This window comes from Burkholderia sp. IT-111MI5 (genome assembly GCF_949752865.1).
GTDB classification, from domain to species: domain Bacteria; phylum Pseudomonadota; class Gammaproteobacteria; order Burkholderiales; family Burkholderiaceae; genus Burkholderia; species Burkholderia pyrrocinia_C.
The window spans coordinates 15745-28602 of record NZ_CATKIF010000018.1 but is presented as its reverse complement, the minus strand read 5'-3'; the positions used below and the strand labels follow the sequence as shown (position 1 = coordinate 28602).

Here is a 12858-nt window from a genome sequence, read left to right as displayed (position 1 = left end):
TTCAAAACTCGATTACCCCATCATGTTGAAAGACTTCAAGATCCCGCTGTCGCTCACGGTGCTCGCGCTGGTCGCGGCTTATTTCCTCGGCGGCGTAAAGGACATGCTGATCGTCGCGGTCCTGTGTGTGCTCGAAATTTCGCTGTCGCTCGACAACGCGGTCGTCAATGCATCGGTGCTCAAGAACTGGTCGGAGAAGTGGCGCAACCGCTTCATGGTGTTCGGCCTGCCGGTTGCCGTGTTCGGCATGCGGCTCGTGTTCCCGCTGCTGATCGTCGCGGTGATCGGCCACATCGGAATGTGGGATGCGTTGACGCTCGCGATCGAATCGCCGGAGAAGTACGCGGCGATTCTGACCTCCGCGCATCACCAGGTGTCGGCGTTCGGCGGCGCGTTCCTGCTGATGGTGTTCTTCAAGTTCATGCTCGACACCGAGAAGGACGAGCACTGGATCGGTTTCCTCGAAGGCCCGATGCGCCATCTCGGCCGCATCACGGCGCTGGAAGTGGCGCTGACGCTCGCGATCGTGATCGTCGCGTCGTTCTACGTGCCGGCGGCCGAGCAGGTCAGCTTCCTGCTCGCGGGCGCGTTCGGCGTGATCAGCTTCGTGATTGCGCACGGCATCGGCGACCTGATCGGCGGCGAGGACACCGGCACGCGCGTGGTGCGCGAAGGTGTCGCGGGCTTCATGTATCTCGAAGTGCTCGATTCGTCGTTCAGCTTCGACGGCGTGATCGGTGCGTTCGCGTTGTCGAACAACATCTTCCTGATCGCGCTGGGCCTCGGCGTCGGCGCGGCCTACATCCGGGAGATGACGCTCGTGCTGCTGAAGAAGGGCACGCTCGCGCAGTATCGCTTTCTCGAACACGGTGCGTTCTGGGCGATCGGTGCGCTCGCAACGATCATGTTCCTCGGCGTGAAGTTCGAGGTGCCCGAGGTCGTCACGGGCCTGATCGGCGCGGCGATGATCGCGGCGGCCGTGTGGTCGTCGATCGTCGTGCAACGCAAGGAAGACCGGACCGCCGTGGCGAGCAAGTAATACACGCGGCACGGAAACCATCAACGAGGGGCCGCGCACGGCGGCCCGGCATTGCCGCCGGCGCAATGGCGGTTCCAGCAGAAGAGGTTCAGATGATCAATTTGTCGAAAGGCGGTCGCGTCAACCTGTCGAAGGAAGCGCCCGGCACGCAGAAATTCCGCATCGGTCTCGGTTGGGACGCAAACGCGACGGACACGGGCACGGATTTCGATCTCGACGTGTCGGTGTTCCTGTGCAAATACGATGCGCAGACCAATCCGAAGCTGATCTCGGATCAGCACTTCGTGTTCTACAACAGCGAAGTGCGCACGATGGACCGCAACGAAACCTTCATCCAGCCGGGCGACGATTTCCCGAAGCGCGGGATGCCGGCGTCGAAGTGCATGGGCGTCGTGCATAGCGGCGACAACCGCACGGGCAGCGGCGGCGGCGACGACGAAGTGATTTTCATCGACATGACGAAGCTCGCGGCCGACGTCGAGGAAATCTCGGTGGTCGTGACGATCGACCAGGCCGAAGCGCGCCGCCAGAATTTCGGGCAGATTCGCAACAGCTACATCCAGATCGCCGACGAGGTGACGGGTGCGGTGATCGCGAAGTACGCGCTCGAGGAAGACTTCTCGATGGAGACGTCGGTGCAGGTCGGCAGCTTCTATCGCCGCGATGGCCACTTCATGTTCAAGGCGGTCGGCGCCGGCTACAACCGCGGCCTCGGCGACTTCGTTCGCGCGTACGGCGGCGCGGTCTGACTGGCGGCAGCCCGGCGTGCGGGAAACCGCCGCGCCGGGCAGGATGCGGCGATGACGAATCCGTCCGACGAGCCGAAGCGGCTCGAGTTCGATACGACGCCCGAGCGCACGCCCGGGCGTCTTGCGTTCGACGCGCCGCCTACGGCCGGTGTGCCGGCCGCGCGTGTGCCCGAGCGGCCGGCGCCGCAGGCGCTCGATTTCGGGCCGGCGCCCGACAAGGCCGTGCACGCGGCGCCCGCCGATGCGGTCGGCCGCGCGCTGTTCGGCGAATCGAATCACCCGCTGCTCGAATCGTGCTTCCGCGCCGCGCAGGCCAGCTTCCCGAATCTCTATCCCGACTACGCGCCGCGCATCGAGCGGCACATCCGGCAACTGGTGCCGCTCAAGCTTGCGACGGTCGCGACGATCGGCGACGGTGCGCTGGAGGCGGCGGGCAACCTCGTCGAAGCCGTCGCGGCGACGACGCGCGAATTCAACGAACTCGGCGCGGCCGACATGATGGCCGGCATGCTCGCGCAGGCGACGCGCAAGGCCGGCATGTTCGAACGCTGGTTCGGCGCGGCGTCGAGCCAGGTCGACTACCGCGCGGCGCTCGGCGCGCTCAAGCAGTCGCTCGGCTTCTTCCCGCGTCGCACCGAGGAGCTTGCCGCGAAGGTTCGCCATGCGGAAGAAAACCTCGTGGTCGTGCTCGCGGCGCTGAGCGCGGTGGCGGACGTCGTGCGCGTGCCGGACGACGCGGGCGTCGAGCGCACGCTGTTCGACCGCCGCAACATCGTCGGGCAGGCCGTCCAGCAGATCCGGATGCAGCCCGCGCAACTGCGCGGGCTCGACGAGCGCGTGACCGATCTGCTGTCGCGCGCCGACCACCTGATGAACGTCGTGCTACCTGCGGCACTGGCGGCGCGGCCGCAGCGCTGAGCGAACGGCACGACGGCCACGCGCGCTTCGGCGCCCGTGGTCGCTGCCTGGGCCACGCTTCGTCACGCCGTTTCGCGCGTGCCGCCGCGAGTCTGCTATCTTCCCGGGCATCTCATCGCTTTCCCGCCGATTCTCCATGACTGACCGCATCGTCGCCGCATTCGATTTCGACGGCACCATCACGACTACCGACAGCTTCCGCCATTTCGTCCGCTACGCGGTCGGCACGCCGCGCTTCGCGTGGGCCGGGCTGCGCGCACTGCCGTGGATCGTCGCGATGAAGGCCGGGCTGCTGTCGCGCGGCGACGCGAAGGCGAAGTTCGCGTGGTTCGCATTCGGGCCGGTTCGCGAGGACGCGCTCGACGCTCGGGCGCGCACGTTCGTCCACACGTATCTGCCGAACTTCGTGCGTCCGGAAATGCTCGAGCGGATTCGCGAGCATCGGGCGCGCGGGCATGAAGTCGTGCTGGTCAGCGCGTCGCCGTCGCTGTATCTGGAGAAGTGGGCGAAGACGGCCGGTTTCGACGCCGTGCTCGCGACGCGGCTTGCGTTCGAGCGCGGCGCGTTCGCCGGGCGGCTCGACGGCGAGAACTGCTGGGGGCCGCAGAAGGTCGTGCGGCTGCGCGGGTGGTGGGGCAACCGGCCGCCGAAGCAGTTGTTCGCATACGGCGACAGCCGCGGCGACAAGGAAATGGCCGAACTCGCGAACTGGTCGTGGATCCGCGGGCAGGGAGCGATGCCGCCGATCGGCGATTGATGCGGCGCGCTGCCGGCGCTGGTATTACGCGTCGACCTGCGCGTGACGCGTGCCGCGCGAAGGACGATAAGCACCCCAGCGATTCGCACGCGCGAACGTGCCGACGTCGTTGAAGCGCACGCCCACTTCGCGCAGCGCCGCATGCGCGGTTCGCGCGGTCAGTTGCCGGATGTAGAACGGGTCGCGCACGACGAAGTGATGGATCGCGTGCGTGCTGCCGAAGTTGAAGCAGAACAGCTGGAACGGCAGCATCCACCACGGGTTGAGTACCTGCGTCTGCTGGATCACGTTGCGCGAATCGATGTCGCCGAAGTAGTGCATGTTCGAGCTGACGAAGTTGATGCAGAAGCTGCGCACGAAGTTCGGCCCGAGCCACACGACCGCCAGGAAATCGACGACATCCATCACACGCTCGACCAGGGCCGGCACCGTCACCGCATAGCCGAACGCGTGCAGCGCGAACAGCCCGATGTGATAGACGATGAACGCATGCCACAGCGCGTAGTACACGTGACCGACCGGCATGTATGACGACACCTGCTCGACGCGCAACTGCATACGCTCGGCCGGATCCTGCACCGGCTGCGCGGCCACGTACTGCTTCACCTTGCGGCGCATCGCGGCCGGCCGCAGCACGACGGCGAGCATCCCGTCCGCGATCATCAGCAGGCGCTTCACGCCCCAGCGCTCGCCGTTGGTGATGCCGAATTCCTCGAGATCCGATTCGCCGCCCGACACCTTGTGGTGATGCAGGTGCATGCGCCGCCGCGTCCACGGGTTGATCGTGCCCGGCCGCGTGAGCCAGCACAGCGCCATCATCAGGTGATAGGCCCACGGCGTCTTCTTGAAGTACATCAGGTGGATCAGGTCGTGCTCGAGTTCGTGGATCAGCGACGTGACGAACGCGGCGAGCGGCAGCGCGACGTACCACGCGATCGTGCCGCGTGCATACAGCCACGCGATCGCGAGCATCGCGGCGACCGACACGGCCATCACGGTCGCGCCGACGAGGTTCTGGTTGTCGAGCAGCGGAAAGCGCGCGCGGATCGCATCGCTCGCGGCATTGACCTCGCGGCGGACGTACGCGACCTTGTCTGCGTCGTTGCGAAAGACGGCTCGTGCGGGTTGGCTCATCGACCGGAATCCGTGCGGAAAGAGTGGGGCACTGGGGGGCGTTATGCCGATGTGACAAGCATAGGCGGGCGCCGCACCGTACGCGAGGGCCGCCGGTGCCAATGGTGGTGTCATTTCGGGCCATGATGGCCGGCGAGCGGGGGCCCGATCGCGCGCCGCGAGGCTAGAGTCCCGCCGCGGTGTCATTGCGGGCCAGCGGCGCTACAATCCGCCGAAATCGCTCCGGAGTCCGCCGCATGGCCCTGTCCGCCCCGGATGCCGCGCGCCAGTTGAACAAGGCGACGGTGTCGTCCGCGTATGCGCTGTTCATGCTGATGCTGGCCGAGGAGCGCGGCATCGATAGCGGCCGCATTCTCGCCGGCTCGGGCGTCGAGCGCGAGCGGCTCGCGCAGCCCGATGCGCGCATCACGCCGCTGCAGCAGGCGGCGATCGTGTTCAACCTGCTCGACGCGACCGACGATCCGTCGATCGCGATCGAGATCGGCCTGCGCAGCAGCCTGACGAAAGCGGGGCTGATCGGTTTCGGGCTGATGAGTTGCGCGACGCTCGGCGAGGCGATCGCGCTCGGCATCCGCTATCTGCCGACGCGCGTGCCGTTCTTCTCGGTGCGGCTCGCGCAGCTCGACGGGATCGTCGACATCGACGTGCTCGAAGCGTTTCCGCTCGGCCGGCTGCGCCAGTTTGCAGTGGAGAACTTCCTGGTCGAGACCGCGATCCTGTTCAATTCGTTGCTGTATCCGGCGCCGGGGCGCACGCTGCAGTCGCGCGCCGAACTGCACTTCGAATGGCCCGAGCCGCCGTGGTTCGAGCGTTATCGCGCGCGGCTGCCGCGCTGTCATTTCGACGCGAGCGCGAACCGCATCCGTTGCGACGCCGCGCTGCTCGACGAGCCGATCGGCACCGCGAACGCACAGACCGCGCAGATGATCGTCCAGCAGTGCGAGGCCGAACTCGCGCGGCTCGGTTATGCGGAGAGCATCGTCGAGCGCGTGCGCAACCTGCTGATTTGCGGCGATGGCGGTTATCCGTCGGTCGACGACGTCGCGCGCGAGCTGCACGTGTCGGCGCGCACGCTCAAGCGCAAGCTCGCCGAGTACGGCGCGACCTATTCGGCGCTGCTCGACGAGATCAGGCTGCGCGATGCGCTGCGGCTGCTGGAGGGCACGCGGCTGCCGGTCGACGAGATTGCGGCGCGCGTCGGTTATACGGACCGCGCTAACTTCACGCGTGCGTTCAAGCGCTGGACGGGTGTTGCGCCGAGCGAGCGGCGCTGAGCGCGGGGTCGAACGGATCTTTGCTGCGGCCTTCCCGATCCTGCGCCCGGCGCCGCTTCGTCAGACGATCTCGACCCAGTTCGCGCCGCGCCCGCCTGCTGCACGCGCGTGCAGCGACAGCGCGCCGTCGTCCGGCGCGATCGCATACACCGACACGTATTCCGACTGCTCGCCGCACGCGACGAGCCAGCGCCCCGACGGATCGAGCGCGAACCCGCGCGGCTGTGTCTCGGTGGCCGTCGCGTGCGCGGGCTCGAACGTGCCGTCGGCGGTGCGGCGATAACAGAGCAGTTGGCTCGAAGTGCGTTCGCTGACATACGCGAAACGCTCGTCGGGTGTCAGGTGCAGGTCGGCGGCCCATACCGAAGGTTCGGCAGGCGCGGGCGGCCGCGCATGGCCTTGCGCGAGTTCAGCGACGGCCGGGTGGCGCGCGCTCACGTGCGCGTCGCCGAGCCGGCCGCTGTCGGGATCGCGCGCGAACGTCGCGAGCGTGCCCTGGAATTCGCTGACGACGACGAGCGCGCGGCCGTCGCGCGCGAATCGCAGGTGACGCGGGCCGAAGCCGGCCGGTACGCGCGTTTCGCCGTGTTCGGCCAAACGCGGGCCGGCCGCGTTCTCGACGAGCGCGAAGCTGAACACGCGATCCGAGCCGAGCGAACTGACGTACGCGAAACGATTGTCCGGCGACACGATCACTGCGTGCGCGTTCGCGATGCCGCCGGCCACCTGCAGCGGCGCGCCGTCGCCGTCGCGCACGCGCGCGGCATCGTAGAGGCTCAGCGAATGCCCGCCGTACGACGCACCGAGCAGCCAGCGGCCGCTGCGGTCGAGCGACAGGTACGCGTGGCTCGCATCGATCGCGGTCGCGCCGATGCGTGCGAGCGCGCCCGTGGCCGCGGCGACGCGGAACGCGACGATCGTCGGCTGCTCGCCGCGCGTCGCGACGTAGAGCCGCGCGCGGTCGGCCTGCACGGCGATCGGCATCGCGACGTCGGCGGCCGGGTAGCGGGCGAGCGGCGCGAGCGTGCCGTCGCTCGCGAGGGAGAACGTGGCGAGGTCGCCGTCGGCGGCATTCGAGACGACGACGGTGAAGCGGTCAGTGTTCGGCATGGCGGAGCATCGTGGCGTTCGTGAAGGACTCGTCGGCCGGCAGGCCGCGCGGCGGATCGCTGCGCCGGTGCGTGCGCGCGAACAGCGCGGCGACCGCGGCGACGAGGGACGCGATCGCGAGCGCATACAGCCCGCCCGTGATCGAACCCGTATGTTGCTTCAGATAGCCGAATGCCGTCGGCGCGACGAAGCCGCCGAGATTGCCGACCGAGTTGATCAGCGCGATCACGGCCGCGGCCACGCGCGTGTTGAGGTAACCCTGCGGGATCGGCCAGAACAGCGACGCAGCGGCCTTGAAGCCGAGCGCGGCGAAGCAGATCGACGCGAACGACCACACGGGATCGTGCGATGTCGACGCGAACAGCCCGCACGCGGCGAGCACGAGCGCGAACGCGAGCCAGCGCTGCGGATGCTTCCATTTCGCGGACAACACCGCGAAACCGTACATCGCGCCGATCGCGATCATCCACGGAATCGTGTTGTACAGGCCGACCTGGAAATCGCTGAGGCCGCCCATCTTGCGAATGATCGTCGGCAGCCAGAACGTGGCCGCGTAGATCGTCAGCTGGATCGAGAAGTACAGGAAGCAGAACAGCATGATCTGCGGATCGCGCAGCAGCGCGGTGGCGCGCACGGGCACGTTCGAGCGTACGTCGCGCGTCGCGCGCTCCTCGTCGAGCGCCGTTTCGAGCGCCGCGCGTTCGTCGGTGGTGAGCCACGTCGCGTCGCGGATGTGCGATTTCAGCAGCAGCCAGCTCGCGCCGCACAGCGCGACCGAGAACAGCCCTTCGATCAGGAACATCCATTGCCAGCCTTCGAGGCCGAAGCCGCGGATCGACAGCAGCGCGCCGGTGACGGGCCCGGACAGCACCGACGCGAACGCGGAGCCGCCGAGGAAGATCGCCATCGCCTTGCCGCGCTCCTGCGGCGGCAGCCATTGCGACAGGTACAGCACGACGCCGGGGAAGAAGCCGGCCTCGGCCGCGCCGAGCAGGAAGCGCAGCACGTAGAACGACGTGTCGTTCCACACGAACGCCATCGCGGCCGCGACGATGCCCCACGTCGCCATGATCCGCGCGAGCCACACGCGTGCGCCGTAGCGCTGCATCAGCAGGTTCGACGGCACTTCGAACAACGCATAGCCGACGAAGAACAGCCCGGCGCCGAGCCCGTACGCGGCCGCGCCGATGCCGATCGACGCTTCGAGGTGGCGATCGACGAAACCGACGTTCACGCGGTCGATGTAGTTCGCGATGAACATGATCAGCACGAGCGGCAGCACGTGCCACTTCACTTTCGAGACGGCGGACGCGAGCGGGTCGCGGCCGGGCAGCGTGGGCGGGTTCAACGGTGTCTCCGGTCGGTCGGCGAACGGGGCGGCAGCCCGCGTCGGCGTCTGGGTGGTGGCTTATGTAGTATGTCGTCGTATGACATGGTACGCCTGAGTGTTGATGGAGGCGTCACGGGTTTACCCGGAAATTTCCCGGATATTGGTGAATTTCATGAGATCGGTTGGATATTCGATCATGTCTGATGACGTATGACTGTCGTGGGCATGTGCGCTGCAAGCCATTTGCAGGTGAATCCGGCTACGCTGTATCGAGAGCGCGCGCGGTTGCGGCAAAATACCGGGCTCGCGCGCTCGGTGTGCATGGCATGTGCGCGAACGGCGGCGATTTCATGCTGAAGACGGAGCGACGGAACATGCAGGACAACCACCATGGACGGCACTTCTTCGCGTTCAACGGCGATGCGGACGGCCTGTGCGCGCTTCAGCAACTGCGGCTCGCGGAAGGCGTGCGCGGCACGCTCGTGACCGGCGTGAAGCGCGACATCCGGCTGCTCGAGCGGATCGATGCGCGGGCCGGCGATCGTGTCACCGTGCTCGACGTGTCGCACGATCAGAACCGCGACGCGTGCGCGCGACTGCTGCGCGAAGGGGCGACAGTCCGCTATTTCGATCATCACTTCGCAGGCGAGCTACCCGCCGATCCGGGCTTTCACGCGCATATCGACACGGCGGCTGATGTCTGCACGAGCGCGCTCGTGAACCGCCATCTCGGCGGCCGGCATGTGCGCTGGGCGATCGTCGCGGCATTCGGCGACGAACTGCCGGCGCTCGGCGACGCGCTCGCGCGCGAGCAAGGGATCGACGACGCCGAACGCTGCACGCTCGCCGAACTCGGGCTCTACCTGAACTACAACGCATACGGCGATTGCATCGGCGATCTGCACTTCGATCCGGCGGCGCTCGCCGACGCGATGTTGCCGTGCGTCGATCCGCTCGATTTCGTGCGCGGGACCGCCGTGTTCGCCGCACTGCGCGACGGCTACCGCGACGACATGGCGCGCGCATGCGCGCTTGCGCCGCTGCGCGAAGTGCCGGGCGCGACGTTAGTACGGATGCCTGATCAACCGTGGGCGCGGCGCGCGACCGGGATGCTCGCGAACGAACGAATGCGCAACGCGCCGCATGCGGCGCTCGCGGTGCTGTCGCCGCGCGCCGATGGCGGGCTCGTCGTCAGCGTGCGCGTGCCCGACGGCCGGCCGCTCGGCGCCGACGAGTTCTGCCGCGGCTTTGCGACCGGCGGCGGGCGCAAGCGCGCGGGCGGCATCAACCATCTGCCGGAAACCGAGTTCGACGCATTCGCCGCGCGTTTCGAGGCGGCGTTCCGGCTCGATTGACGAAGCGATCGGCGACGCGCGCGCCGTGGCCTGATCAGCCGAATCACCCGTCGCACCTGCGAACACGGCCGGCACGTACCGCGCATCGCGGTGCAGATGCACCCGACATCGAGCGTAGGCCGGCGGACGCGGCGAAGAATCGTCGGAATGGACTAACGCGTTTCACCGGGCACGCGACGCGGTGCGATGGCCGTCGCCGTCATCGGCACGTCGGCATGTCGAGCGTCGACACCGTGTGGCATAGCCGCGACAATACGCATCCTGTTCCGCTTTCCGCATCGAGGTGCCCGTGCCCGCCAAGTCGTCCGTTGCTCCCGCGATCGTCTGGTTTCGCGACGATCTGCGCGTGACCGACCAGCCCGCGCTGACGCGCGCGGTCGAGTCAGGCCGGCCGCTCGTGTGCGTGTTCGTCGACGATACGGGCGCCGGTTCGGGGCGCCCGCCGGGCGGCGCAGCGCGCTGGTGGCTGCACGGGTCGCTGGCCGGGCTCGACGCCGCGCTCGCGCGTCACGGCGGGCGCCTGCTGCTGTTGCGCGGCGACGCGCAGCGCGAGATCGAGCGCGTCGTACACGACACGGGCGCGGCCGCCGTGTACTGGAACCGCCGCTACGCGCAGCCGCAACGCGACGCCGACGCGGCGCTGAAGGCGTCGCTCAAGGCACGCGGCGTCAAGGTCGAGAGCAGCAACGGCAGCCTGCTGAACGAGCCGTGGGAGGTGCTGACGGGCAGCGGTGCGCCGTACCAGGTGTTCACCGCGTACTGGCGCGCGGTGCGCCGCGACCGCACGGTCGCCGCGCCGCTGCCGGAGCCGGAACGGATCGTGTTTCAACCATGGCCTGAAACCGTGCGTGGCCGTGCGCTGGCGCTCGACGCGCTCGCATTGCGCTCGCCCGTGCCGGACTGGGCCGGCGGCCTGCGCGACGCATGGCCCGCGCCCGACGAGGCCGGTGCGCATCAACGGCTCGACGCGTTCCTGACGGCGTCGCTTGCCGGCTACGCGGATGCGCGCGATCGTCCCGACCGGCCCGCGACGAGCCGGCTGTCGCCGTTCCTGCGCTTCGGCAACGTATCGCCGCGACAGGTGTGGCACGCGGTGCAGGGCGCCGCGAATGCAGGCGGCGCGGCGTACGTTGCGGGCGCCGACAAGTTCCTGAGCGAGCTCGGCTGGCGCGAGTTCAGCTACGCATTGCTGTATCACTTCCCGGCGCTCGCGACCGACAACTTCCGCGCGCAGTTCGACGCGATGCCGTGGCGTGACGATTCCGCGGCGCTGCGCGCGTGGCAGCGCGGCCGGACCGGCTATCCGCTCGTCGATGCGGGCCTGCGCGAGCTGTGGACGACCGGCTGGATGCACAACCGCGTGCGGATGGTCGTCGCGTCGTTCCTCGTCAAGCATCTGCTGATCGACTGGCGCGCGGGCGAAGCATGGTTCTGGGACACGCTGGTCGACGCCGATCCCGCGAACAACGCGGCGAGCTGGCAGTGGGTAGCCGGCTGCGGCGCCGACGCCGCGCCGTATTTCCGCATCTTCAATCCGGTCGCGCAGGGCGAGAAGTTCGACCCGGACGGCGCGTACGTGCGGCGCTGGGTGCCCGAACTCGCGGGCCTCGACACCGCGTCGATCCACGCGCCGTGGGAAGCGTCGCCGCTGCAGCTCGACGCGGCCGGCATACGGCCCGGCATCGACTATCCGGCACCGCTCGTCGATCACGCCGCCGCGCGCGTTCGCGCGCTCGACGCGCTGGCCGCATTGCCGAAACGTCGCTGATCGTCTGCCCGCGCGGCACGGTTCGCCGCGTCAGTTGCAGAACGCGACGCGTTCGAGCAGCGCGTACGCGATACCCGAATCGAAGTAGGCCGCGCCGCACCACGCGACGAACGCGAGCGTGCCGGCCGCCAGCGCCGCGCGGATCATGCCCATGCCGCGTTGCCCGATGCCGGGCGCGCGACACGCGCGTCGTCGATCGGCAGGTGCAGAAGCGCTGCGAGCACGCCGAGCGCGATCGAACCGATCCACAGCGGCAGGTACGAATGCGTCGCGTCGTACACGATCGCACCGAGCCAGACGCCGAAGAAGCTGCCGAGCTGGTGGCCGAAGAACACGAAACCGAACAACGTCGCGATGTAGCGCACGCCGAACACCTGCGAGATCACGCCGTTCGTCAGCGGCACCGTGCCGAGCCAGGTGAACCCCATCACGGCCGCGAACACGTAGACGCTCGCGGGCGACAGCGGCACGACGACGAACGCGGCCATCGCGAATGCGCGCACGAGGTACAGCACCGACAGCACGTACTTGCGCCGCAGCAGCCCGCCGAGATGCCCGCATGCATAGGTGCCGGCCACGTTGGTCAATGCGATCAGCGCGAGCGCGACGCTCGCGTGGCGCGCCGGCAGCCCGTGGTCGAGCAGGTACGCGGGCAGATGCGTCGCGATGAACGCGAGCTGGAAGCCGCACGCGAAGAAGCCCGCATTCAGCAGCCAGAAACCGCGATGCGCGAACGCCTCGCGCACTGCTTCGCCGATCGACTGGTCGGGGCCGGCGGCGGCGGCCGTATGCGCGGGCCGGTCGCGCAGCAGCACGGCGAGCGGTGCGAGCAGCGCCGCGACGAGCGCCAGCGCGACGAATGCGTGCCGCCAGCCGATACCGCTGATCAGTTCCTGCGCGACGGGCACCATGCAGAACTGGCCGAGCCCGCCGATCGCGCCGGCAACGCCGAGCGCCCAGCCGCGCCGGTCGGGCGGAAACAGGCGGCTCAGCGCGCCGTAGATCGACGCGAACGCCGAGCCCGACAGTGCGATGCCGATCACGAGCCCGGCGCCGACCGTGAACATGCCGGTCGACGCCGCGTGCGCCATCGTGACGAGCCCGGCCGCATACAGCAGCATCCCGGCGACGATCACGCGCACCGAGCCGAAGCGGTCGGCGACCATCCCCGTGAACGGCTGCGCGACGCCCCAGATCAGGTTCTGCAGCGCCAGTGCGAGCCCGAACGCTTCGCGCGACCAGCCATGGTCGAGCGATACGGGCGCGAGGAACAGGCCCTGCACATGGCGGATGCCGAGCGCGGCGCCCATGATCAGGCCGCCCGCCAGCACGGGCAGCCAGCGGCGCCGGACTTCCTGCTCGATCGGGGTCATGCGTGTCTCCGGATGTAGGCGCGCGGCGAAACGGCCGCGCTCGATCCGATT

At 68.6% G+C, this 12858-nt stretch carries 12 protein-coding genes; 7 read left to right on the top strand and 5 right to left on the bottom strand.

Features of this window, described 5'->3' with window-relative positions:
* Nucleotides 1-22 precede the first annotated feature (22 nt).
* From ACM6JT_RS17520 to ACM6JT_RS17505, 4 genes are all read left to right on the top strand, one after another.
* Nucleotides 23-1039 (top strand): DUF475 domain-containing protein, encoded by a 1017-nt coding sequence (locus ACM6JT_RS17520; RefSeq protein WP_034183504.1) that lies wholly within the window; start codon nt 23-25, stop codon nt 1037-1039.
* A gap of 92 nt (nt 1040-1131) precedes the next feature.
* A complete protein-coding gene (locus ACM6JT_RS17515; protein ID WP_243564730.1) occupies nt 1132-1788 on the top strand; it encodes a TerD family protein in 657 nt (218 codons plus the stop codon).
* Nucleotides 1789-1839: 51 nt separating this feature from the next.
* Nucleotides 1840-2706, top strand: coding sequence for a hypothetical protein (locus tag ACM6JT_RS17510; RefSeq protein ID WP_243564729.1), 867 nt, complete (start codon nt 1840-1842; stop codon nt 2704-2706).
* A 136-nt stretch (nt 2707-2842) separates the two neighbouring features.
* Nucleotides 2843-3463: an HAD family hydrolase gene (locus ACM6JT_RS17505; protein WP_034183507.1), complete on the top strand. Its 621-nt coding sequence runs from the start codon at nt 2843-2845 to the stop codon at nt 3461-3463.
* 24 nt (nt 3464-3487) lie between these two features.
* Here the strand turns inward: ACM6JT_RS17505 and ACM6JT_RS17500 are convergent, their stop codons facing one another.
* The gene (locus ACM6JT_RS17500; protein WP_407970734.1) at nt 3488-4597 is read right to left on the bottom strand and encodes a fatty acid desaturase; all 1110 of its coding nucleotides are present in this window, start codon (nt 4595-4597) and stop codon (nt 3488-3490) included.
* A gap of 236 nt (nt 4598-4833) precedes the next feature.
* Here ACM6JT_RS17500 and ACM6JT_RS17495 point away from each other — a divergent pair, with 236 nt between their 5' ends.
* A complete protein-coding gene (locus ACM6JT_RS17495; RefSeq protein WP_217589329.1) occupies nt 4834-5871 on the top strand; it encodes an AraC family transcriptional regulator in 1038 nt (345 codons plus the stop codon).
* 60 nt (nt 5872-5931) lie between these two features.
* Here the strand turns inward: ACM6JT_RS17495 and ACM6JT_RS17490 are convergent, their stop codons facing one another.
* Complete coding sequence (locus tag ACM6JT_RS17490; RefSeq protein WP_414856930.1) at nt 5932-6981, bottom strand: lactonase family protein; 1050 nt, start codon at nt 6979-6981, stop codon at nt 5932-5934.
* Nucleotides 6968-8329 (bottom strand): MFS transporter, encoded by a 1362-nt coding sequence (locus tag ACM6JT_RS17485; protein WP_414856929.1) that lies wholly within the window; start codon nt 8327-8329, stop codon nt 6968-6970. Before ACM6JT_RS17485 ends, ACM6JT_RS17490 begins: the two co-directional genes overlap by 14 nt.
* A 356-nt stretch (nt 8330-8685) precedes the next feature.
* On the opposite strand from ACM6JT_RS17485, the gene ACM6JT_RS17480 reads away from it, so the two are divergent.
* Both ACM6JT_RS17480 and ACM6JT_RS17475 read left to right on the top strand, forming a co-directional pair.
* The gene (locus ACM6JT_RS17480) at nt 8686-9666 is read left to right on the top strand and encodes an acetyltransferase (protein ID WP_217589334.1); all 981 of its coding nucleotides are present in this window, start codon (nt 8686-8688) and stop codon (nt 9664-9666) included.
* A gap of 289 nt (nt 9667-9955) precedes the next feature.
* Complete coding sequence (locus ACM6JT_RS17475; RefSeq protein ID WP_414856928.1) at nt 9956-11434, top strand: cryptochrome/photolyase family protein; 1479 nt, start codon at nt 9956-9958, stop codon at nt 11432-11434.
* A gap of 30 nt (nt 11435-11464) precedes the next feature.
* Here the strand turns inward: ACM6JT_RS17475 and ACM6JT_RS17470 are convergent, their stop codons facing one another.
* Both ACM6JT_RS17470 and ACM6JT_RS17465 read right to left on the bottom strand, forming a co-directional pair.
* Nucleotides 11465-11587, bottom strand: coding sequence for a hypothetical protein (locus ACM6JT_RS17470; RefSeq protein WP_034183512.1), 123 nt, complete (start codon nt 11585-11587; stop codon nt 11465-11467).
* Nucleotides 11578-12807: an MFS transporter gene (locus tag ACM6JT_RS17465; RefSeq protein WP_258170567.1), complete on the bottom strand. Its 1230-nt coding sequence runs from the start codon at nt 12805-12807 to the stop codon at nt 11578-11580. Before ACM6JT_RS17465 ends, ACM6JT_RS17470 begins: the two co-directional genes overlap by 10 nt.
* Nucleotides 12808-12858 lie beyond the last annotated feature (51 nt).